This window comes from Dapis hubbardiae BLCC-M172, assembly GCF_050016015.1.
Lineage (GTDB): Bacteria > Cyanobacteriota > Cyanobacteriia > Cyanobacteriales > Microcoleaceae > Trichodesmium.
In genome coordinates this window covers 1-24,071 of record NZ_JBNHEQ010000147.1, presented here as the reverse complement: position 1 = coordinate 24,071, position 24,071 = coordinate 1, and the positions used below count along the sequence as shown (strand labels likewise).

Annotated in this window: 18 protein-coding genes; 13 read left to right on the top strand and 5 right to left on the bottom strand. The window is 41.4% G+C overall.

Going from position 1 to position 24,071, the window contains the following annotated elements; genetic code table 11:
• Nucleotides 1-542: 542 nt before the first annotated feature.
• The 5 genes from nifW to modA all read left to right on the top strand — a co-directional run bounded on the left by nifW (nucleotide 543) and on the right by modA (nucleotide 4,089).
• Nucleotides 543-854, top strand: coding sequence for a nitrogenase-stabilizing/protective protein NifW (gene nifW / locus ACP6PK_RS12960; RefSeq protein ID WP_094674729.1), 312 nt, complete (start codon nucleotides 543-545; stop codon nucleotides 852-854).
• A gap of 145 nt (nucleotides 855-999) precedes the next feature.
• On the top strand, nucleotides 1,000-1,767 hold the full coding sequence (locus ACP6PK_RS12955) for a HesA/MoeB/ThiF family protein (protein WP_426559958.1): 768 nt from the start codon (nucleotides 1,000-1,002) through the stop codon (nucleotides 1,765-1,767).
• Nucleotides 1,768-2,113: 346 nt separating this feature from the next.
• Nucleotides 2,114-2,464 carry a HesB/IscA family protein gene (locus ACP6PK_RS12950; RefSeq protein ID WP_426559957.1) on the top strand — a complete coding sequence of 117 codons (351 nt, stop codon included), beginning with the start codon at nucleotides 2,114-2,116 and terminating at the stop codon, nucleotides 2,462-2,464.
• A gap of 118 nt (nucleotides 2,465-2,582) precedes the next feature.
• Complete coding sequence (locus ACP6PK_RS12945) at nucleotides 2,583-2,900, top strand: 2Fe-2S iron-sulfur cluster-binding protein (protein ID WP_426559956.1); 318 nt, start codon at nucleotides 2,583-2,585, stop codon at nucleotides 2,898-2,900.
• 388 nt (nucleotides 2,901-3,288) lie between these two features.
• Nucleotides 3,289-4,089 (top strand): molybdate ABC transporter substrate-binding protein, encoded by an 801-nt coding sequence (gene modA / locus ACP6PK_RS12940; RefSeq protein ID WP_426559955.1) that lies wholly within the window; start codon nucleotides 3,289-3,291, stop codon nucleotides 4,087-4,089.
• A 255-nt stretch (nucleotides 4,090-4,344) separates the two neighbouring features.
• Here modA and ACP6PK_RS12935 read toward each other — a convergent pair whose 3' ends face one another.
• Complete coding sequence (locus ACP6PK_RS12935) at nucleotides 4,345-5,532, bottom strand: glutamine amidotransferase-related protein (RefSeq protein ID WP_426559954.1); 1,188 nt, start codon at nucleotides 5,530-5,532, stop codon at nucleotides 4,345-4,347.
• A 288-nt stretch (nucleotides 5,533-5,820) separates the two neighbouring features.
• On the opposite strand from ACP6PK_RS12935, the gene ACP6PK_RS12930 reads away from it, so the two are divergent.
• The 7 genes from ACP6PK_RS12930 (at nucleotide 5,821) to ACP6PK_RS12900 (ending at nucleotide 13,897) form a co-directional block, all read left to right on the top strand.
• Nucleotides 5,821-6,888, top strand: coding sequence for an RNA-guided endonuclease InsQ/TnpB family protein (locus tag ACP6PK_RS12930; RefSeq protein WP_426559953.1), 1,068 nt, complete (start codon nucleotides 5,821-5,823; stop codon nucleotides 6,886-6,888).
• A 789-nt stretch (nucleotides 6,889-7,677) separates the two neighbouring features.
• Nucleotides 7,678-8,529 (top strand): class II fructose-bisphosphate aldolase, encoded by an 852-nt coding sequence (locus tag ACP6PK_RS12925; RefSeq protein ID WP_426559952.1) that lies wholly within the window; start codon nucleotides 7,678-7,680, stop codon nucleotides 8,527-8,529.
• A complete protein-coding gene (locus tag ACP6PK_RS12920; RefSeq protein ID WP_426559951.1) occupies nucleotides 8,526-9,314 on the top strand; it encodes an HAD-IA family hydrolase in 789 nt (262 codons plus the stop codon). Before ACP6PK_RS12925 ends, ACP6PK_RS12920 begins: the two co-directional genes overlap by 4 nt.
• Nucleotides 9,315-9,341: 27 nt before the next feature.
• Entirely contained in the window at nucleotides 9,342-9,980 is a 639-nt protein-coding gene (gene dhaL, locus ACP6PK_RS12915; protein ID WP_426559950.1) for a dihydroxyacetone kinase subunit DhaL, read from the top strand.
• Between the two features lie 951 nt (nucleotides 9,981-10,931).
• Nucleotides 10,932-11,960, top strand: a complete 1,029-nt coding sequence (gene dhaK, locus ACP6PK_RS12910) for a dihydroxyacetone kinase subunit DhaK (RefSeq protein WP_426559949.1) — start codon at nucleotides 10,932-10,934, stop codon at nucleotides 11,958-11,960.
• A 214-nt stretch (nucleotides 11,961-12,174) separates the two neighbouring features.
• Nucleotides 12,175-12,486 carry a YciI family protein gene (locus ACP6PK_RS12905; RefSeq protein WP_094677006.1) on the top strand — a complete coding sequence of 104 codons (312 nt, stop codon included), beginning with the start codon at nucleotides 12,175-12,177 and terminating at the stop codon, nucleotides 12,484-12,486.
• Between the two features lie 193 nt (nucleotides 12,487-12,679).
• Nucleotides 12,680-13,897: a glutathione S-transferase family protein gene (locus ACP6PK_RS12900; RefSeq protein WP_426559948.1), complete on the top strand. Its 1,218-nt coding sequence runs from the start codon at nucleotides 12,680-12,682 to the stop codon at nucleotides 13,895-13,897.
• A gap of 479 nt (nucleotides 13,898-14,376) precedes the next feature.
• Here the strand turns inward: ACP6PK_RS12900 and ACP6PK_RS12895 are convergent, their stop codons facing one another.
• Complete coding sequence (locus ACP6PK_RS12895) at nucleotides 14,377-14,793, bottom strand: hypothetical protein (RefSeq protein ID WP_426559947.1); 417 nt, start codon at nucleotides 14,791-14,793, stop codon at nucleotides 14,377-14,379.
• A gap of 577 nt (nucleotides 14,794-15,370) precedes the next feature.
• On the opposite strand from ACP6PK_RS12895, the gene modB reads away from it, so the two are divergent.
• Nucleotides 15,371-17,287, top strand: a complete 1,917-nt coding sequence (modB, locus tag ACP6PK_RS12890; protein WP_426559946.1) for a molybdate ABC transporter permease subunit — start codon at nucleotides 15,371-15,373, stop codon at nucleotides 17,285-17,287.
• Nucleotides 17,288-18,184: 897 nt separating this feature from the next.
• On the opposite strand, the gene ACP6PK_RS12885 is transcribed toward modB, so the two are convergent.
• The 3 genes from ACP6PK_RS12885 to ACP6PK_RS12875 form a co-directional block, all read right to left on the bottom strand.
• A complete protein-coding gene (locus tag ACP6PK_RS12885; protein WP_426559945.1) occupies nucleotides 18,185-19,573 on the bottom strand; it encodes a Dyp-type peroxidase in 1,389 nt (462 codons plus the stop codon).
• A 182-nt stretch (nucleotides 19,574-19,755) separates the two neighbouring features.
• The gene (locus tag ACP6PK_RS12880) at nucleotides 19,756-21,846 is read right to left on the bottom strand and encodes a galactose oxidase early set domain-containing protein (RefSeq protein WP_426559944.1); all 2,091 of its coding nucleotides are present in this window, start codon (nucleotides 21,844-21,846) and stop codon (nucleotides 19,756-19,758) included.
• 630 nt (nucleotides 21,847-22,476) lie between these two features.
• A partial coding sequence (locus ACP6PK_RS12875; RefSeq protein WP_426559943.1) for a GAF domain-containing protein occupies nucleotides 22,477-24,071 on the bottom strand: 1,595 nt, incomplete at its 5' end.

Below are 24,071 nucleotides of genomic sequence, written 5' to 3'. Positions count from 1 at the left end.
CGAAGACCTCTGAATCATGGTGAAAGCCCGATAGCTAATGGACGCTTCAGTTAAAGGGTGGTTTATCGAAAAGGTAGCCCGGTGCTTGCCAGCACTCTGTTCCTAGCCGTTAGTCAGCACGTTGTACCTCAGAGTGAGTGAATCAACCAACAAAATACTACAAAAAGTAGGCTCAATGGTCTTTGGCCGGAGAGAGTAGTGGCGATTGGCACCGCCTAGTGAGCTGCTGCTGTATGCGTACTACGGTACGGTACTGGCAATGTGGCCGTTTCGAGCAATGTGAAAATCGTGGTTTTAACCCGATTTACAGCTCCTCTGAAGAATCCACGCGACTTTAGTCCGTGGAGTGTCAATAACCTACAAATGATAATCCTGTAGTAGGGATGTTCGTATTTTTGTTATGCAACGTCCCTACTTAATCTTACCCTAATTTTTTTAAGAAGAATCTAAAAAAAGATTAAAATAGACAATAACTATTGTGATTTGTGTTTATAATCAATATATTGAAATAGCTACTACTCAAATTGATAGGGGTTCATCAAATGAAAACATTAACAGACTTCCAAAAACTTGTAGATGCCGAAGATTTTCTCAGCTTTTTTGAAATTCCCTTCGACCAAACAACTGTCAATGTAAATCGCCTCCATATATTAAAAATGTTTTCTGTAGCAATTGCAGAAGTTGACGAAAAAAAAGAACTTGCTGAAGCAGACAAAATAACTGCATATAAAACAGCATTAGAATCAGCTTATCAAACTTTCTTGACATCTAATGCTCAAGAACAAAAAGTCTTTCCAGTATTCCAACAAGAACATAACGATGTAGTTAAATTAACAGAAATTACTGCTGAGTAAGGAGTCAAGAAACTAATTGAGAAACAAGGTCTCAAGCTTCTTGCCCTTTCCCGGGGATAAAAAAGGAAATTTCAGATTTAAAGCCTCTGGCTGAAGCCGGAGGAACTGATAACTGATAACTGATAACTGATAACTGATAACTGAAATGACCTCCAACCTCACACCCAAAGAATTAGAACGTTATAGTCGTCAGATGATGCTTCCAGGTTTTGGTCAGGAAGCACAACAGCGACTAAAGTCAACAACAGCAGTGGTAAATGGAGTCGGTGGGTTAGGTGGAACAGCAGCACTGTATTTAGCAGTAGCAGGTGTCGGGAAACTAATTTTAGTCCGTGGTGGGGAACTGCGACTTGATGACATGAATCGTCAAATCTTAATGACAGATGATTGGGTTGGTAAAGTGCGAGTAGACAAAGCCAAGGAAACTCTATCTGCAATTAACCCAGACGTTGAAATTGAAGCAGTGCCCGAATATGTTACGACTGAAAATGTAGACACATTAGTACAGTCTGCTGATATTGCTCTCGACTGCGCCCACAACTTTGACGAACGGAATTTACTCAATGCTGCCTGTGTACGTTGGCGCAAACCAATGGTGGAAGCTGCTATGAATAGTATGGAAGCCTATTTAACCACCATAGTTCCTGGTAAAACTCCCTGTTTGTCTTGTCTATTCCCAGAAAAACCAGACTGGGATAGACGTGGGTTCGGAGTATTGGGGATAGTTTCTGGAACCCTAGCTTGTCTAGCAGCTTCAGAAGCCATCAAGCAGATTACAGGATTTAGTAAACCCCTGTGGTCACAATTGTTGACAATGGACTTGGATGGGATGGAGTTTGCCAAACGTCGCCCCTATCATGACCCAAATTGTCAAGTTTGTGGTTCTATTTCCAAAGAAGAAAAAACAACTTAAGCAGAGAAGTTATCACAGCGAACAGTTTGTAGTTAGAGCTTTGGTTTAACTTATAAATAAGGAAAAAGAATTAGTAGAAACGGCAAGTTTAAAAGCCTTTGAGGATATGCGATCGCGAAAGCGAGATGCAGTAAGATCGGGCTAACACTAAGACTATAAATTTTAAAAGTCAGGGTGCATTTTTCTAATCAATACAATCAGTTTTAGTGTTAGCCTGATTTATATCTTGCCTCTCAAACTACCATTTTTCCTAAAACTACTAAATCAATAAGCCAGACAAGAGGCGGATGTCATCTATCTGGAATAATTATTTTATCGGTAAGTATAATTACTTTCCTTCAAGATTATGACTCTGAGTTTAACAGAAAAAGCTGCTTCTCAACTTACTAAGTTCGTGCAAGACTCAAATCAAGGCATCCGCATCTCTGTTGTGGATGGAGGTTGCAGTGGTTATCAATATTCTTTAAATATTGCTAAGGCTCCCAAAGCAGATGACTTGCTACTGGAAAAAGATAATTTACAAATATTTATCGATCCTAAAAGTGCGCCTTTACTAGAGGGAGTTGTAGTTGACTACATTGAAGGTTTAACAGAAAGCGGCTTAAAGTTTATTAACCCTAACGCCACAGAAACTTGTAGTTGCGGTAAGTCTTTTCAAGCAGGAGGTTGCACTCCAACAGGAGTACCTTGTAGTTAATATAGCTTTCAGCACTCAGTATTTTCAGCATAAAGACTGTAGCTAATAGCTGATAGCTTGTTAAAACAGTTTTCGAGACTTAAAGTACAATTAAACAAAAGGAGGATATAATTAACCAATGGCTACTTACAAAGTACAATTAATCAAAGGCAAGAAAAAGCAACCCCCAGAAATTGATGTCACCATCGAAGTTGATGAGGATACATATATTCTTGATGCAGTAGAAGAAGCTCGTGAAGACCTAGAATTCCCTTCTTCTTGTCGTGCAGGTTCTTGCTCTAGTTGTGCTGCAAGAATAACCGAGGGAGAAGTTGATCAAGAAGACCAAAACTTCTTAGACGATGAGCAGGTAGAGAAAGGGTGGATATTATTGTGTGTAGCCAAGCCAAAATCTGATTGTGTGATCAAAACTCACCAAGAAGCTTATTTGGTGTAATACCACTGGTAAATAATTGTAAATAATTATTATCGTAGGGACGTTCCATGGAACGTCCCTTTAAGTTTTTGGCTTATATAGTCAGGACTTACGCAACCAGGATATCTCGTAGGGGGGAATGGCCATTCGCCCCTACAGATGTTGTATGATTTAATATTTTGCGTAAGTCCCGATCAATCAATATCGTAGGGGTTTGATCACCAAACCCCTACCAAAGTTGGAGTTTTTAGTTCTTTATTTAACAAAAAAAACTCTACAATATTACAGCGCTTTTCAGATGGATAAACCACATCGTCACAACCAAAACCTTGTAGGGAGTTCCATGGAACTCCCTACTGTGATCTACATCAAATGAAAACTGCTGTAATAACTTTGAGAAAAATTCAACATGGGAATGAGAGATATGAAAAAAAGCGCGATCGCAACCTTCTTAAAATTTATAGCCATACTTGGTTGTTTATTACTAATTGGTTGCAGCCAAAATACCAACAATTCATCAATAAATTTAACAGTTTCAGCAGCAGCCAGCCTCAAAGATGTAATGGGAGAAATTAAACCTATTTATGAACAACAAAAAACTAATGTTTCTTTAACATTAAACTTAGCTTCATCCGGTTCTCTCCGACAACAAATTGAACAAGGTGCCCCAGTAGATTTATTTATCTCTGCATCTGCTTCTCATATTAATATGTTGGAAGAAAAAGGTTTAATCATAGATGAAAATCGTCGAGACCTACTGAAAAATCAAATGGTGTTAATAGTTCCCCAAGAAAATACAGCTTCAGTCAATACTTTTGAAGATTTAACAAAAGACGCTATTAGTAAAATATCTATTGGCGAACCAAAAAGTGTTCCTGCGGGAAAATATGCCAAAGAAGTTTTAACTTCTCTAGGTATTTATGAAGCAGTAGAATCGAAAATAGTTTTTGCTAAAAATGTGCGTCAAATAGTAAATTATGTAGCAACAGGAAATGTTGATGCTGGCATTGTTTATCAGACAGATACTAATACTTCAGATGCAGTAAAAATTGTTGCTAATGCACCAGAAAAATCTCATACCCCAGTAGTTTATCCCATTGTGATAATTAAAGATAGTAAAAATATTGAAGCTGCTCAAAAACTAGAAGAATTTCTGTTTACGCCAGAGGCAAAAGCTGTATTTGAAAAATATGGTTTTATACCAATTTGATGAATGTTTGCTACAAATAGCTAGGGTAATTTTTAGTAGTCAGGAGTCAGGAGTCAGGAGTCAGAATAAATAGCTTCGATACTATTTATTAGTTAATAATTTGGTATTCCTGCATAGTAATGGTGAGAATATATATTTTTTCCCACACTCCCCACTCCCCCCACTCCCCACCCTCCCAACACTCTATTATCTAATTACACCGATCCTACTGGACTTGATATAAGTGATGAGAGGGAAGCGGTTTGTCAGTCATTTTTAGAGAACTGACTGAAGTATACGTGCTAATAAACGAATTCCATCAGAACTTTTCATATTTTCCCAGGAAGGTGCCCAACCTTCAGATGCAGTTATTAAGGATTCATCAAGTTCTGGGTGAAACTGGGTAGTTAATGCTTTCCGGCCGTTATCCCAATAAATACCGGTTGCTGCAACTTCACATAGCGGATCGCCACTTTGAGTATGTGTTGAAGCTAAAATTTCGACACCAATGGGTGCAGACATTAGGCTTTGTAGGTCGGGTATTGAGGCCGCTTCAAGGCTGTAAGCAGTTATCGCATGGTGAATTTGCTGATAAGCCCAACATACGAAGCGTATTGATTCCTCTGATACTTCGTTACCATGAAATGCCTGAATGTGCAGATCATTCTCGTACTGGAGTGCTACATCAATGATGGCATCAAAACGTTTTGCTACTACACGATATGCCTCCGTAATTTCAGTCGGAACATGAGGAATCTCGATATCCCGGTAGGGGTATAAACGTGTATTAGAATGGCTAATTTCTTCATTCTTAGCAACGGCAAAGGATTCATCATTCCAAGATTGGGCGACAGTACCATAACTTTTTTCGACTTTTAGGCGATTTGCCATCTCGGCAATACGACGACTGACAGCAACAAATGCTGATTGTTGTGATTTTTCTAGACGATCCACAGATTCACGAATTAATTCTACATGAGCTTGCGCCGTAAGCTGATGAGAGAGACAAATGCCAATAAAAGGCACTTGTTTTAGAAGTAACTCAACAATCAGTTGTGTAGCATCTGAACGAGGAAATTCTTGCGAAAAAGTCTCTTTTACATGAACATCCGGTTCGCCTCCTTCCAATACTATAAGTTTGGCTACGCTTGCCAGGGCAGCAAAGCGCTTTAGGTCAGAAATACCATGCTTCCAAGCGGGCACAATAAGGGTAGGCAAACCCAGGATCTGATCGACAATATAGGCCACGTTCTCTGATGCAATGACGCCAACTTTATCACTTGGTCGTTCGCCAACATGCTCCCAGGGTTCAATAACTACAACACTCTCTGCAATTTGTCCAGGATCAACGAGAGAAAGATCGTCTACATAACGACCCCAGCTAGGACTACGGTCACCGAGAGGATTTGGTGTATTACGCTCAGTGAGAAAAGCATCAATTAAAACTTGACTAGATTTAGACATTTATAGCGCCTCTGATTTAATTAAGACTTATATTTTACCATTTAAGTTTTGTCTAATACCAATTCCCAGGTATTATTGCTATACTTGAACAGTAGTTCAGTTGTCAACTAATCATATCATGTCCGTTGGTATCGTTTGTGTAAAAGCTGGGGTTAATTACTGAAGCCAAATAATTGGACAAAATTAGACAAATATTAATAAATATTGAAGAACTGCTGATTATCTGCTATCATAAATTAATATTAGTCTAAAATATCAAAGACTTTTTTTCATGGTTTACTAGTTCAAATGCAATCAATCAAGACCAAGTTAAAAGTTAACAATTACCAAAAAACAATACTTGCCAAACACGCAGGTGTTGCTCGTCATGCTTATAATTGGGGATTAGCAACTTGTATAACTGAGTACGAATCAACTAAGAAACGGCTTAGTGCTATCACTTTGCATAAACGTTTAATTGCTGAAGTTAAAAGTGAAAATCCTTGGTATTATGAAGTATCAAAGTGTTCCCCCCAGCAAGCTTTAAGAGACTTAGACAGGGCATTTAAAAACTTTTTAACTATTCAAGGACGTGGATTCCCTAGATTCAAGAAAAAAGGGAAAAAAGATAGTTTCTATCTAGAAGGAAGTATTAATATTCTGAAAGGAAACTATATTAAACTACCAAGAATAGGAATAGTAAAAACTTATGAAATCTTACCCTCTGTACCAGTCAAAAATGTGAGAATATCCAAACGCGCAGGTGATTGGTATATTAGTTTTAAATATGATTATCAACCCAACCCTACTACAAAAAAACGAGATGTGATCGGTGTAGATGTTGGTATAAATTCTCTAGCAACTTGTAGTGATGGAACAACCTACCCTAACGTTAAAGCTTACAAACAAGCAAAAAAACGAATAACTCGTTATCAACGCCGTGTCAAGAAAAAAGAGCCTGGTTCCAAAAACAGAGCCAAAGCCATAAAAAAACTAGCCAAGACTCATAAAAAAGTAGCTAATATCAGAGCAGATGCACTCCATAAACTCACAACATGGTTAGCCAAAAACCACAGCACCATAGTGATAGAAGATTTGAACGTAAGTGGAATGCTCAAAAATCATAAACTGGCAAGTGCTATAGCAGATTGTGGCTTTTATGAGTTTAAGCGTCAGCTTATATACAAGTGTGAGTGGTATGGCAGTGAGCTAATAATAGCTGATAGATATTATCCAAGTTCTCAAATATGTTCTGATTGTGGGCATCAACAGAAAATGCCCTTGCATGAGAGAACTTATAATTGTGCTAACTGTGGATTTACTGCTGACAGAGACTTTAATGCTGCTGTCAACCTAGAAAACTATGTTTGGGAGTAGGTGAAGTTCTCACCGATTTTAAGCCTGTGGAGAAGATAAGTTACAGACTGTGGTCAGTGTTCTTCTGTGAGACAGGAAGCTAGCTCCAAAGCTCATACAATCATTGATGGGTAAGTTTGGGTAAGTTTAGTAGAACGGAAATATCTAGCATATTTAATTTTACCGATACTATTTTGCTAACAATTGTTAACAATGCACAGTTAAGATCAACTTACTGACGGGGTATCTCCCAATGTGGTAGAAAAATTTTCTACCACGATGCATAATCAAAATTCCACGCGCTCCGTTTAAGTCGCGATAGAACATCAGTTCCGCTTCGCGATCAAGGCGAAAACCAACCGATACCAGTCACAACTTTTTTACCACCTAAATTGTTGAGGATTTCACCAGTCTAGCTAAGGGTTTTGCTAGTGTAGGCCCTTAAAATTCATAAAAGTACATATAAAATATACAAAAATCGTGATACGTTTAGAAATTGGATAGGTTTCAGGTATGATTTGTATCACAAAATACAATTTTTAATGAATAAAAAAGGCTGAAACCCTTTATTTATTGTAAATATAATTTTTACTTATGACTGTCAGTAATGTGGCTTGTCAATAGACCGCGATTTGAACCCAAATATAAATTTATTTAAGAAATGCGGTCAGCTTGACCGTTGATGGCTGTGGACAGAGTGCTGCTGACAGTTCTGATGGAAGCAAAAAGTAAACAGCCTCCTAGGTCGGAGCTACCCTATCAATTAGTCACGTTATGTTACCCTTTGTATCAGTTTTATAGAGCAGAAGAATGACTGTTGTCACCCTACCAGAAATTATGAACCCGGCCTTTGAAAATAGGTACGGGGTTCCCGCATTTAATGCTTTCGATGATATTACGATGGATGGCTTGATTAAGGGGGCAGAGGAGTCTCGCTCCCCCTTAATTATTCAAATCTCAGTTAAAACGATTAAATTCTGGGGAGCCAAAGTCATCCAGGATATGTTTAGCAACATGGCCGAACGAGCCTCAGTCCCCGTAACCCTCCACTTGGATCATTGCCCCGACCCCGAAATCGTGAAAGAATGTCTCCGTTTGGGCTGGAACGCGGTACTATTTGATGGCTCGAGTTTCTCTTTTGAGGAAAACTTTCGGACGACTCAAGAGATCGCCAAATATGCGGCTCAGTACGGAGCTCATGTAGAAGGGGAAGTGGTGCCGGTGACTGGTGTTGAAGACGACATCGGTAGCGAGACAGAAGGGGAACTGATATCAATTGAAGAGGCGATCGCCTTTGTCAAAGACAGTGGGATTTACTGTTATGCACCCGCTATTGGCACCGCACACGGTTTTTACAAGGCGACCCCACAAATTCGCTACGGTAGAATGGAGCAGATAGTCGCAGCAACTAATACTCCAATGGTCTTGCACGGGGGTAGCGGTCTGAGTGATGATGTCTTTTTACGACTGATTAGTCTTGGGACAGCTAAGGTGAATATCTCCACTGCACTCAAGCAAACTTACGCTGATAGCTTCCGCACATACCTCGAAGAGCGACCAACCGAATACAACCCCTTGAAACTCGTTGGGGCAGTACATAGTGAGGTAATCAAATTGACGCAGCACTATTGTAAGTTGTTTGGCAGTGAAGGAAAAGCATGAAAAAAGCACTAATCTTTGATTGCGATGGGGTGTTGGCTGACACCGAGCGAGATGGGCATTTAGTGGCCTTCAACCAAATGTGGCGCGAACAGGGCATAAATTGGCAGTGGAGCCTGGAACAATATGCCCAGAAAGTGAAAATTGGTGGCGGCAAAGAGCGAATGTCTAGCTTGGGAAAAGATGACGATTTTCGGGCTGTGTACCCAGTTCCAGAGTCGGATTCAGCCTGGTGGAATATTGTCATGGGTTGGCATAAGCGCAAAACGGAAATTTATAAGCAGGCGATCGCTACTGGGGCAATTCCCGGTCGTCCCGGTGTTAAACGCCTAGCCCAGAAAGCTTTAGCAAATGGTTGGCTCCTCGCAGTTTGTTCGACTTCTGCGATCGCTTCTGTAGAGGCAGTGCTGCGTCACGTCATGGGGGTCGAACTGGCCAGTCAATTCGCTGGAGTTTTTGCGGGCGATATGGTCAAAGCAAAAAAACCCGCCCCAGATGTGTATAATCTCGCTGTGGAAAAATTGAACTTAGACCCAGCTAACTGCATCGTTGTAGAAGATACGCGCAATGGTTTGCTCGCTGCTACTGCTGCGCGGATGACCTGTATTGTCACATACAATGAGTTGACCAAAAATGAGGATTTTAGTGAAGCGGCATTAGTGTTGTCGGATTTCGGAGAACCCGGTAACGAGTCGATAGCGATCGGTCAAAATCGGACTAATGTTAAACCACAAGGATATTTTACCGTAGATGACCTTGAGCAGGTTTTGACTGATTCCCAGGGATAAGAACATATTGTATCGAGGAGAGGAAATATGGCGCGAAGTAGTTTGGAGAATATAGAACTGGTGGTGCGCACGATTGCCCAAACATCCATTGATAATGAAAAATATTTTACCGAGTTGGATGGTGTGGTGGGTGATGGGGACTTCGGCACCTCCCTGGAAAGTGGCTTTGGTGCCATTTTGTCACAATGGGACCAAATAGATCGCAGTAGCGCTGAGAGTTTTTTGCTCGGATGTGCTAAAATTATCTCCAGAAATATTGGTGGTACTTCCGGTTCAATTTGGCGGGCTGCTTTTCGGAGTGCTGGCAAGAGCATTAGCGGTAAAGAAATGCTGAACGCCGAAGATGTGGTGACCATGTTTCGTGCTGCGACGGATGGAATTATGGATCGCGGGGGGGCAAACTTAGGCGACAAAACGTTGCTGGATGCTTTAGTCCCAGGGGCAGATGCTTTTGAGCAAACGATCGCCAATGGTGGTAATACTCAAGAAGCGATCGATGCAGCGGCCAAAGCCGCGCGAGAGCAGGCAGAAATCACGAAAGCTTGGGTCGCCAAACGAGGTCGCGCATCTTACACAGGCGATCGGAGTAAAGATACTTATGATGCTGGGGCAGTAGCTGTGGCTGTGATGTTTGAGAATGTCGCGACTGCCTGGGCAAAATCTTAAGGATCTTGAAGCAGCAGTTAGCAGTCAGCAATCAGCAAGCCTCCTGCGGAGGAGCTAGCGCTAACAGCTTTTCAGGCTGTATAATGGGGGATTCAAACCCCCAAAAAAGGGCACCACTAATTTTGCTAAATATAGTGGGGGACCTAAAGCCTCGGATTTTTAGCTGATAGCTAAATGCTGTTTGCGCAGCATTCCGTCAGGAAAAGCTAATAGCTAGTTAAAATCATTTCTGACTCAGAATTAGCAACCAATGATTTTAAGATAGATATGACTTATGCAGTCAGGGAAATTCAACTGACCTCAAAGGTGAGCTTGCCTAAAAGCCCACCCTCAATACTTCTCGGTTAACAACCTGTCATTGCGAGGGGGGCTGACAAAATAATATTGTTAAGACTCCTGAAGCAATCCCCCCGAAGCAATCTCACCTCGTTGTATCCTGGGTAATACGAGTAGGATGTCTTCACCGGTAGTGCAACTAGCGCTCCCAGAAGACATCGAGTGACCAAAGATACACCGAAAGACACCGAAGTGGTCTTCATCTTATACAGGGCGGGGGGATTGCTTCGGGGGGGGGTTAATTCAATTTCCCATAAGTTAATCGCGTCCTCCCCCCCTCGCAATGACAACCTATATGCTTGACATACTCCCGACATTGCGCTTACAAAGGCAGCGCGGGATTCTTCAGTCAGTTTTTACTGACTGCTGTTTTAACAGAGGTGATGTCCTCCCCCTGTGATGACGCTTACAATAACAAAATCCTCCTAGCTTGTCAAGGGCTGATGAACGTTTAGCTTATGGAGGTATCCGAATCTTGGCCCTGGCTTTCCCATACGACGCTAAAGGTCCGGGAGAGCGCGGGACTTCCCGCCAGGGCAGTTAACTGAGAAGTATTAAGCCTACCCTACTCGTGGGGTCGTAAGTACTAACTAATTAATCAGAGGAAAAAAACCAATGAAGAAATTTGTTAATAATCCCAAACAATTTGTTCCCGAAATGCTCAAGGGAATAGAGCTTGCTAATCCTGGTAAGGTCAAATACGTCCCCGACTACAACCTGATTATGCGAGCCGATGCTCCCAATGACAATAAAGTCTCGATCGTTCAGGGTTCTGGTTCCGGTCACGAACCAGCCCATGTCATGATTGTCGGCCAGGGGATGCTTGACGGTGCCTGTCCGGGGGATGTCTTTTCGGCTCCGCCAATTGATTATGTGGTCGAGTCCTCTAAACTCCTCAACTCAGCCAAAGGGGTGTTGCATATTGTCAACAACTATACGGGCGATCGAGCAGCTTTCCGCGATGCCGCCGAAGAGTTGGAAGATGAAGGAATTACGGTCAAAACTATTTTTGTCGATGATGATGTAGCGGTTAAAGACAGCCTCTACACTGTAGGTCGCCGTGGCGTCGCTGGCAACTTTTTTGTGATCAAAGCGGTTGGTGCAGCGGCAGAAAAAGGCGCTTCCCTAGATGAATTGGTCGCTCTCGGTAATCGCGTCAATGATGTTATCCGTTCTATGGGAATGGCTTTGACTGGCTGCACTCCCCCTGCCAAAGGCGAACCCATTTTTACCCTGGCAGAAGATGAAGTTGAGATGGGTGTCGGCATTCATGGGGAACCAGGTCGGGCCCGGGAAAAACTAACCAGCGCTAATGAAATAGTTGATCGAATGCTGGAAGCTATTCTCACCGATTCCAAGCCGATATCAGAAACTGAAACTACTGCCCCTATCTTTAATAATGGGGATGAAGTGGCGCTGATGATTAATGGTTTAGGGGGTACGCCAATTTCCGAACTTTATCTGCTGTATGGCTATGCTCACCAACAGTTGGAAGCTAAAGGTATCAAAGTGTGGCGCAGCTATGTGGGCGAATATTGCACCTCATTGGAAATGGCCGGGATGTCAATTACCTTATGTAAGGTGGATGACGAGTTGAAAGACTTGTTGTTGGCACCAGCCGAGATTCCAATTCGGGTATTTTAGAGATATCAAATCAAGAAACTGGGTTTCTATGAAAATTTTTGCAACAAGAGTGAATATTTCTCAAAGAAACCCGGTTTCTGTCGGATATGGTACGCCAGAAAAGAGATACCAAGATACCCATGTTCTCAATGGCTTTCCGAATTTTGAATTCTGAATTATGCATTTTGAATTTTTTAAGTCATAACCTGATATAAAATGAATTGGAGTTATCATCATGTCTAAGCTTTTTGCTGTAGTAGTGGCAACTGTTCCAGAATATTACGACTATAAAAAAGCCCACCCAGAACACGATCGAGACCAGTTAGCCTGGTTTCGCGAGCAACAGGAAAAAGGAGTATTGCTCTGCTGCGGGCCATTTTTGCCCCATGATGGCACGGGGATTTGGGTGATTCAGGCTGAAGACCTTGAAGCAGCGCAAGCGATTGTCAATGGTAGTCCCCGTGTGCGAGATGGTTTGCTCGCAGACTCGGCTAGAGTTGTAGAGTGGCAAGTTCATATTGGGAGCGATCGCTTTCTCGGCCAATAAGCATCCGCAGATAGAGGGGTGACAGTACAACAATACAGTACTCCAGCGCCCAGAAGTATTGCCACTCGTGGAAGCAAACATCTTCAGCGATACCGGCGACTGCCTCACGTAATTCCACTTCCGTCTGCTAACCGTCAGACTCCGAGTCTGAGAAATCTGTGATAAAATTGAAGATGCTTTTCTGGAGTAACTTATGATAACGACCAAATCTTTACCTTTGAGTTGGGAAGAACTACAACAAATCGCCACATTTGAGCGAGATACGGTGAACGGACCAACCAATTCCCAAGCGAGACTGCGCCTGTTTGGACAAGCCGAATCAGATGTGCGAGTTACTCTTTATCGGGATCATCATGCTTGGTGTCCTTATTGCCAAAAAGTGTGGCTGTGGTTAGAGGAAAAGCAGATTCCCTATCGTATTGAGAAAGTCACTATGTTCTGTTATGGAACAAAAGAAAAGTGGTATAAGCAAAAGGTGCCATCGGGAATGCTTCCGGCGCTAGAACTTGACGGTCAGGTAATTACAGAAAGTGATGATATCTTATTAGCATTAGAAAACGCATTTGGCCCATTAAATCAGGTGGGAATGCGCGATCGCCGAGCGCTGCCTCTGCGCCAGCTAGAACGCCTACTCTTTCGTGGTTGGTGTACTTGGTTGTGCTACCCCACGCGATCGCACAGGGACGACCAACGCAGTCGAGAGCAATTTACCAGTATCGTGGCTCAAGTTGAAGCGGCTCTGGCAAATACTCCAGGACCTTATTTTCTGGAAGAATTTGGTATAGTTGATTTGGTTTTTACTCCCTATGTCGAGCGGATGAATGCCAGCCTCTACTACTACAAAGGCTATTCATTGCGGGAAGAAAATCCAAAGCTCTCTGATTGGTTTGATGCTATGGAAACCCGATCCACCTATCGAGGAACACAAAGCGATTTTCATACCCATGCTCACGATTTACCACCGCAAATGGGCGGATGTTATCCTAACAAAGAATCTCAAACTGAGATTAATCAAAAACAAGTTGATTGCGGTCCTTGGTTCGGATTACCAGATGTGATGTATCCAGAACCCGAAACGTCTCGAACAGAAGCTCTACACCGGGTGATAAAGCATCGTCATAATATCATTCGCGTTAATCCAGCCGATGATCGCCTTTTTGATGAAGCTTTACGTTGCGCTCTAACTTACATGATGACAGGAGAACTTTCTCCGCCACCATCTGGTTCCGATCCAGCCCTGCGCTACCTGCGCGATCGTATTAGTGTACCGAGAGATATGTCTATCTATGCCGGCAAACGACTGAGAGAAGCATTAGAAACCACAGCTGCTCTATCTGGCGATCGCCAAGGAAGACCAATTCCGGTGCGCGATAGGCGCGACCAAGATCCAGCTAATTTCAGCCAAATTTAACAATGGAGTGAGAATTCCCCTGTTCAAATCTTTGATTGCAGAGGGGCTATTCAGTTATCAGTTATCAGTTATCAGTTATTGGCGAACCCAGAAACCCGGTTTCTCGTAGATGTTTATTGTCAAAAACAATGATTTACTGTAGAAACCGGGTTTCTTTGCGTAAGTGCTATTAAACTTTGGTGTTGAAGGCAAGAAAAAACCGAATTGACAGCAATGCATGAGGATGGTGAGGTACAGGTATTTGTAACACAAGCATCCTGCTTGTTACAGCCTTCAAGGCTGTGTTACCAAAATTACTAACAGACTTCTAGTCTTTATTTTGTACCTTACGCGCCTCCGAAATTGCTGTAATTTCAATCTCCTTCCCTTTTGCTTGACAAGAAAAAACTTATTGTTCCGAAAATTTTATCTAAATCGGTAATAGTAATTCTCAATTTGCTTTTTGTGAATTTATAGGATACTAATTTTCCAAATTGCCATCATTGTCCATCTGTGACTATCCCATACACGGGAAGTTCCTCGGCTTGATTTAGTTTTTGGACAGCAATCAACTCACGGAGACATTGCCCCCATCCCTCTCTAAAATCATTCTTTTTTGCTTCAACAATAACGAGAATTAGAAAACCCAAAACAGTTTTACCTAATTCTGATTTTGTTGAGAACAAGTAATCAGGCGTTCCATTTAGTTTAGCATCATAAGTTATGGACTTGTGGCTCCAAAGAGCATATTTGTCAATGAAACTTTTATAAACTTCTCTTAAAATTGGATAAATAATATTTTCGCATCTTGAGTATTCAGATGTGTATATATCCATGTTCTGTTCGCTGAATTTCAATTCCTTAACAAACAGATCGGAAGGTTTTAAATCGGTAATTTCAATAAAGTCTGCTTCCAAATACTTGATATTATACTCTTGTTGAACTTGAGCAATAGTTTTAGAGAAAGAGGAAGTACAAAAATTTATCCCTTAGTTTAGCAATACCTGGGTGCAAGGTTATGCGTTCGCGGAGCGTTGCGTCAGCAGTATCGCTCCCTCATTACTCTCAAGTGTTGATTAATAACTTACAGCGCTTTTCAAGTTGATGAACCACATCTTCACAACCAAAACCTAGTAGGGACTAACCATGGTTAGTCCCTACTGTGGTCTACTGAAATGAAAACTGCTGTAAAATACTGTTCTGACACACCTAAAATGTTACAATAGTAAAAGTGCATTCCTTTTTTTTGATGATTAGTTAGAGAATTATAACACAAGAGTTACATTTTATCAACTTTCCCCTCACCTGTAAGAATTTTCTCTTGTGAGAATTAAACAACCCTACCGATTTTATGACCAGGGATAGTTCTTAATGAACAGAAAACTACTACAAAAATTAGCTATAGGTAAATTAATAACTATTGAAAATTTTATTAGCTAAAATCTCCCCCACAAATTATCCACCAAATCTAACCTTTTCCCCTAAAAATTAACAATGAACTTAGACATATCTCCAGCTTGGATTTCCCTCAAAACTGCAACAGTCAGTACAGTTATTACCTTTTTCCTCGGCATCGCCACAGCACGTTGGATGCTAGCATATCGTGGTAAAAACAAAGGACTAATTGATGCCATTTTAACATCCCCTCTAGTATTGCCTCCAACTGTCACAGGTTTTCTATTACTATTATTATTGGGTAGAAATGGTCCCCTCGGTCATCTACTCTCATCAATGGGGATAACATTAATTTTTACTTGGCCTGCTACCGTAATTGCAGCTACCGTTGTTTCATTCCCCCTGATGTACAAAACATCACTCGCAGCTTTTAATCAAATTGATACCAGTTTGCTTGCTTGTGCTAGAACTTTAGGCGCTTCAGAATGGAGAGTATTTTGGCGAATTCTCTTACCTTTGGCAAAACCAGGAATTATTGCCGGAACATTACTAGCTTTTGCCCGATCGCTCGGCGAGTTTGGTGCAACTTTAATGTTGGCAGGCAGCATTCCTGGCAAAACCGAAACTATACCTATTGCCATTTTCTTCGCTTCCGAAGGCGGAAATATGAAAGAAGCATTTATTTGGGTGTTAGTAATTTTAGCCATATCTCTTGGGGTGATAACTGGTGTCAACTTCTGGTCAGAATCTCAAATTAAAAAGCGCATGGCACAAAAAACAGAAAAGCAAATTCTTGATGTGCGCTCTGTACCTAAAGTTCAAACAACACCTTTTACACTCAACTCCCGTACCCAGTCACAAAGTCTATTTGTAGATATCAAAAAGCAACTCCCTGGGTTTCTCTTAAATGTTGCTTTCAGTGCTAATGATAAACCATTGGGGTTATTAGGAGGTTCCGGTGCTGGCAAAAGTATGATCCTGCGTTGTATTGCTGGTTTAGAAACTCCGACTCAAGGACGCATAGTTTTAAATGGGCGAGTATTATTCGATGCAGAACAGAAAATTGATTTACCCAGTCGCGATCGCCACGTTGGTTATCTATTTCAAAACTATGCTCTTTTCCCCCATCTAACCGTTGCTGAAAATATTGCTTTTGGTTTACCTAGAGGTTTGTCCTCAAACGAGATTCAACAACAAGTACGAGCGCATCTCTTGGCAGTGCAGTTACCAGGATATGAAAAACGATATCCAGGAGAACTTTCTGGAGGTCAGCAACAAAGGGTAGCTTTAGCACGAGCATTAGCAAGTCAACCAGATGCTTTATTATTAGATGAAGCCTTTTCCGCATTAGATACCCACCTGCGACATCAGATTGAAACATTAGTTATTGCCACCCTAGAAAATTACAAGGGGGTGACATTATTGGTGACTCACAACCTAGAGGAAGCTTACCGCATTTGCCAAAATCTTTTAGTTGTCGATGATGGAATTATTCTTAATCACGGTGTCAAACATGACATTTTTGAATATACTACCAGTGTGAGAGTTGCTCAGTTAACTGGTTGTAAGAACTTTTCTCAAGCAGTAATTATAGACGATCGTAAAGTAGAAGCTGTTGAGTGGGGATGCAGTCTTGATATTCTCGAACCCATTCCAGAACATTTTTCTCACGTTGGTATTCGCGCTCACCAGATTACTTTTACAGAGCAAGCAAACCAACCGAATACTTTCCCCTGTTGGTTAGCAGCAACCAGCGAAACTCAACATCGGATGACTTTATATTTGAAATTATATCAACCTGCAAGAAATGCTTTTGACTATGATTTGCACGCAGAAGTATTTAAGGAAAAATGGCATCAAATTAAAAATCGTTCTTTTCCTTGGCAGGTTTCTTTAGATCCGTTCCGTTTGTTATTACTAGAGGGTACCCCATCTCAATCAAATGCTAACTGGTATCTTCAAGACTCCCAAGATATTGTGTTGGTGAAACATCAAACTAAAAATACAATCAATTAATATCAATAGGACTTACGCAAAGAAACCCGGTTTCTACGATAAATCTTTGTTTTGAGCAATAGACGTCTACGAGAAACCGGGTTTCTGGGTTCTCATGGCTTTAGTCCTGATCAAATTCGGTAGCATTGGTGTAATTAGGGCTTGCTGAAAAAGTCTTATGAGTGAGGGTAGGAGTCAGGAGTCAGGAGTCAGGAGTCAGGAGGAATGGGGAATTTAGAGGAGGCAGAAGGAAAAATTATCCCTTGATTTTTCACCCATGAGTCAACCCAATATCCTAACTTTTTGAGCTACCTAGAAGGAAAACTTTGTACTTTTTCAAGACTTAAAAAGGCTAAAACCGTTATCCTTGAATACTTTTAGATTTAATCAGCAATCCCTAATTAGGCAACGAGTCAGGAGTCAGGAGTTATATCATGTTCAGAGAATGAGCGATCAAAAAGTATTAGTTTGTAGTTAGGCTTTAGCCCGCTAAATGTGTATCTAGATCTAAAGCCCAACAAAATAGCCTAATTGTATATATTCAACCGAACATGATATCAATTATTCACATTTTTACTTCTCCCCTACTCCCCTACTCAAGAAAGAGTAGCAAACATTAACCTCTACCAGAAAAACTACTTATAGAAGCCATTTGGTATCTCCGCAAAGGTGAGGGTTTTTGGCAAAGGAGTCAGAAGTAGGGGTGATTCGCGTTTGCGGAGCATTCCGTAGGAAATCACCCCTACAGGAGTCAGGAGATTGAGAAATAAAATAGGGGAAAAAAGTAGAATAAGCGGCCCCACACTTCCCACACTTCCCACACTTCCCACACTCCCAATCTATAAGATCCCAAATGGGTTCTATAGTATGGTTGTCACAGAAAGGTAGTTTAAGGGTCAACCATCCAGGCAAACTCGATCACAAAGTTTCAAAGAAACTCATGCTGGGTGCAAAGAAATACTCCCCTCCTTTCATTGTCACCCATTTGGTGAAGTCAGCCTCTTTCTTGCCTGGCCTTCCCCAAGAATCTGGCCAATTGTAAGTTTCCGTCTTTTTACCTTGTCCAATCACCGGATCTGCACCTACACCCCGTTCGACAAAATCCGGGGCATTAGACCAATTTGATTGCATGAAAATGAATTGATTGCCGAGGTCAGCTTGAAAACATAAAAACAACAATCCCGATCCCGAGCTTTCTTCTTGTACATCTGTAATGCTTTCTGTGCCGTAACTAATTCCTCGACGAGCAATGCGGTGCATCTTCTCATTATCAAAGTCATCGGGGGTATCGCCACGAGGGTTAGTTTTGCGTATATGAGCGTGAAAAGGACATTTCAAGGCTTCTGAATCGGCTTGATAATTAAAATTGTTCGTCGTAGTGTTCGGGTCTCCCCCCGGAGTTTTGGAGTCAACAAGCGGAGTTCCATCCTGAAAACGCCCCATTACATAAGCTCCAGCCAAAGCTGGTTCAATATTATCTAATTTTTCCGCGAGTTTGAGTACATCTTTATTCCAGCCTTCAACATTTTGTTCGAGTTTCCGGTACACCAAATAACTGCCGTAAGAACAATCTTCTGTTCCTAGGGAATCTTCAACTAAAACTAAGTTGAGGGGCGCTCGCGGGTCCCACTTGTCAAAATCATCATAGCTTTTGGCTTTTTCGATGTCGCTTTTCATAAACAGGGGCTGGCTGACTCCATCGCGGAAACCAAAATGTTCGATAACTGGAGATGTGTTATCCTCTGGCCGTTCTCGCAAGACGAAGCCCTGCTCGATGTGAATCTCCTCCTTAATATCGTTAAATCCTCCAATAATATCCTTTGCTAAGTTTTCGATATTCTTTTGATCGTCATCGGCGATTATGATTAAAGCATGATATTTATTCTGAAATTCAGTCTCCCAAGAGTCAACAGGGGGATCTTTTAATAGGTCTAAGGAGTTTGGGTCTTGCATTCCACCTCGGAAATATACATTTGTCGGGGTCTTGCTGTATGAAAAACCTAACTCCATATACCCTTTCATGGATAAGAAAAAATTCACAAAAGTTTCGCTTTCTTTAGTTTCGCGATATTTTTTAGCTTGTTCGTATTGCTTATAAGCCGAGGTAACGTATTCTTTCCCAAAATTACCGATCCAAGTTTTAACTTCATCTACTTTACTTGTATTGAAAGTTACAAACAAGTGAATGCTGCGATCGCGACCGTGAGACTTGAGAATATTGCCCTGGATTGCTTCAAGTAACTTTTGGTGTTCTGCAACTGTCGGGTCGATTTCAACTACATTAGTAATATCAATTCCGCAGTCCATGATTGACAAACTCCTATAAATAATAGATGGATAGAAAGAGGCCGATCACCTCCCCCAAGGATGAGGGAGATGGTGGCAAAACTTAGCTTCAATGAAGGCGTTGGTGAATGCGTAATGCTTTTGCCTCAAACATCTATGAAAGAACTATAGTTGTAGGCTTCATAGATATTGAAGAGCATTACCTAATCATCTAAATGAAATATCTTGGCATGGGAGGGCATCCCAGAGCCATTGACGTAGAAAAGCATATAGTACCCTGGTGGTGTAAAAACGCTTCGGCTTGGTGCGGTAAACTTAATTTCAGTTTGACCATCTTCCACAGAACCAATTTCCATATCCAGTTCCTCCAATCGCTGTCCGGAATCGAAGGAGTGGGTGACGCTACCGAGCTTAATCAGCACTAAAGATTCCTTACCCCCTGCCTCGCGGTTGGTCACTTCGATCATATTATCGGTACTGCCGTATTTCAGTTTCTCTCTCTCGTTTGCGTTGAGAATTTCCGGGCGCGTACTCGAACCAAACAGGTAGGGTGGATAGAAAATCGCGTGACGGTAAACTTCAGCAGATAGGAAATGCGTTCCCTTCGGAGCAAACTCGAAATCCCGAATCGTCGCAGTTTCTAATGTTCCATCCTCATAGCGAGCTGCTCGCGAGGGATTGCCTCCCATTACCAACACCCGCGCATCCGGCAGCAACAAGGCAGTATTGTGATACATCCGTGCTTCCTCATCTGGGTTCATCAGTTTGGTACTGAAACCATCTGGAGAGCCGTCGGGAGTCATCAGAGTTGGATTAAAGACTGGTCGGTGTTCGGCATAGTTACCCCCGTTGACGACGATAATTTGTTCGGTGGGTAAAATAACAGCCAATTCCATCGCTCGCGTTCCATAACGCCCTAAATCCGATGATTTTTTCTCGTATTTGTATTCGGGGGGGTAACTATTGGGAACGGTTTTTTGCAGGATGTCTTCATCTATGTGGGCTAAGTAGTCCTCATACAGTTTCCAATAGCCTTTTTTGCTTGACGGATCGAAAGTATCCGGTGCATTCCAACGCTCTACATCTGCAGAAGCACTGGCTCCCTCAATCGCATATTTACCCGGTCCAAAGCTAATATCGTTAGCCCCGATCAGACCACCATACAACAGCACATCGCCATTCTCCGAGGTCGGATCTAAAGAAGCAGTTCCGTAAACTTTTGTCACGCCTTTGCGTTGGGGACCAGATTCAAAGGTAATATCGTAGTTATCGAATATGTCCTTCTCAAAGGTCATAAAGTAGCTGTTGAAGCTCATATGTTTGGGAAGGGTATCTTTTCCTCCCCCATTTCCGGTGATTAAAAACGTATCTCCCTCAGCCTTTTTAACAGGAAAAATCCGGGGATAAAGATCGATATAATCTGGAGTATAAGAGTCATCTCTTATTTGAGTCTGAAAAGGGCTGTTTTCCTTCTCGCGAATATCGATCGCCTGCCACTCCTTGTCTCCCGTTAGATTGGGATCATAAATTTCGATGATCGAGTTTACTTCGTTAAATTTGTCTGCTGGCAAGCCAGAAATAATAGCGATCGCACCGTCGCTCAAAGGAATGAGAGTCGGATACCAGCGACCATCTTCCATTGTGTGAAAATGAGTTCCTTCCGGAGTCTCATCCCACATCTCTTTTTCCCAGTCAAAAACATTGACGAATTTACTACCTTGAAATTTGACCCCTGGATAGTAAAGCCGTGTTCCCCCTGCAAACATTACATTACCATCAGGTAAATGCAGGTGTCCCGAACAAAAGAGATCGTTAGGTTCATTGTCTTCAACAGGGGTTATCGGCGAATCAATACGCTCGAAAGGATTAGAGTCAAAATCAGGATTTACATCCCCTTCCTTATAAAAGGGATCTGATAGGGATGGGTCGAAAATATTGGTATTATCGACAACATCATAATCCCGAGTATTGATATTGTCTTGAATGACTCCATCCTCATCAACGCGGTTGCGGTTGCTGCTCCCGCTAGCCACTAAAACTTTATTACTCGGTAATAAAATAGTATGTACTGCTTGCATCCGGTCTTCTTTTTCTGGCATGGGCAGCATATACCACGCACCCATTTCTTCAGCACATCCCTCGTAAGTGAGAATCGTAGAGCCGTATTCATCTCCTAGTTTTTCTTTCAGAGTGGTTTCTAGGGGGCTGTGGTTACCTTTAGGACAAATATTTTCAGCAGCGGTGGCTCTCTCAATTGATATTGACCAGAGGACGATAGCAGTGATAAAGGCCATGCAGATCGACATTAATCGCTGCCAGAGCAATAGTCCGCACTGCCGACCTTTCCTTTGTTGGTCAATATTTTGGATTCTACTTTTAGATAGTACCCTGTTTTTTTTCCTATGTTTTATAAACATCTTTAAACTTAACATAAAACTTAACTAAAAAGAGTAAAGCGTGAATTGGGAAGAAATATCCATTTGGGATGCGATCGCTTCATTGATGGTTTGATGGCCTTTGCCAGTTCACAAGGGTAAATTCGGGGGAAGACCACCCTAGTTTATTGATTTACTTCTCCTGATAATCAAACCATACTGTGGGCTATTTGAGGTCTCTATCTATTCGAGAACTTCCCACATTTATTATCAGCTACAGTTGTAAAAATTTCAAACTATCCTCCATTTTTTTAGGTCTGTTGTTTCCATCTCTTGCAAGATTAATTATTCCATAAGTTATGACCTTAGAGTATCAAACAGAGAAAAAAATAACTCACATTTTAGTTTTATTGTCAAGTTTTTTATGTTAAGAAAGATGTTCGCACCTAGATTCCGCACTTCAGAATGTAGTATGAAAAAAGGAGTCAGGAGTCAGCAGGAAATCATACTGGTCAATAGGAGTAAACAATGTTCAACCCAACTATAACTTTAACCCATATACTCATGACACCATTCCAGATAAATCTGAGCAACACGATCGCCTGGATAATCTTCTAAGCATTCTTGAAATAAAACCCCTGCTTGTTGAAATAACTGTTGATGAAATAACAATACTGCCCTTTCAAACTTCTGTTTCGTCCTGATTTTCACATCCCGTAATTCTGTCTGGTCTGCAGAAAAGACTTCAAATAAAGCAACCGCTTTAGCTTTTCCTTTTGCTTTGACTTGACCAATAAATCGGAAATCGTACTCTAAGGGATTACTTAAGCTTGTAAAAGTTTTCTCGGTAATAAACAGGGAAACACCATAAGTTTTGGTTAACCCTTCCACTCTTGAGGAGAGGTTCACCGCATCTCCGATCGCCGTTCCATCCATACGCCCAAACCCCCCTACAGTACCCAACATTAATACTCCTGTATGTAAACCAATACCTATACGCAGAGGTTGAAGATGATTTTCTTGTCGAGATAAATTATATTTTTTCAATTCTTCTAACATGGCGATCGCCCCTTGCAGTGCATCATCAGCAGAATTGGGAAACAAAGCCATAATAGCATCACCAATATATTTATCAATAAACCCACCATGAGCTTGAATTTGGGGTTCCATATAACCCAGATATTCATTAATAAAAGCAAAGTTTTTCGCTGGGGTCATCTGTTCCGAGATAGTAGTAAAATCGCGAATATCGGAGAACAATACCGTCATTTCCCGTTCCACTTGATCTCCAAGTTTCACATCCACAATACTCTTTTTGTCTAAAAAGCTAAGAAACTGAGCCGGAACAAAACGTTCATAAGCCTGGTTTAATTTAGTTATATTGTTATACAGTTGGGCATTTTCTAATGAAATTGCTGCTTGAGTAGCAATAGTTCGTAACAGTGCCATGCGCTCTTTGGTAAAAGCTCCAGTAGTCAGGTTATTTTCTAGATAAATAATACCCTTGAGTTTACCTTGATTAATTAAAGGAGTGCAGGCAATAGATCGGCATTGATATTTTTGAATGTAGGCATCATCAGTAAAATTCCCTTCACGAGTAGCATTGTTCAAAACAATAGTTTTACGAGTACGGGCAACATAATACACAATTTTTGATGCCACCATTTTAAATTCAGACAGAGGAATAGACTGCAATACCGAAATTTTGTCTGAGTATTCTTCCTTCGTTGCTTCAATAAACAAAGCTTCCCCATGAGCTAAAATTAATATTCCTCGTTGCGCTCCTGCATTTTCAATGAGAATATCCATTAAAGTTGCCAGCAATTTTTCTAAAACAATCTCACTAGAAATGGCAGTCGTAGATTTAATCACTGTAGCTAAATCTAAAAATTCACTATCATTAGAACTGCTTGTACCTTGCAACCATGTTGTATGAAGAGTTTTGCTATTGGAATTTTTACACAATTGAGGATAATTTTTTTCCAGGTGCTTGACTTTTGCTATTGCTCCCCATTGACTGTAACAGTAATGTGCTTCCATCATATAAACCAAAGCAAGTTTTTCCTGCTGCCAGTCAAGATAAAATTTAGCTGCCAGTTCATTTGCCAGAGCTTCTTCTTGAATATATTTATTCTCTTTGGCTC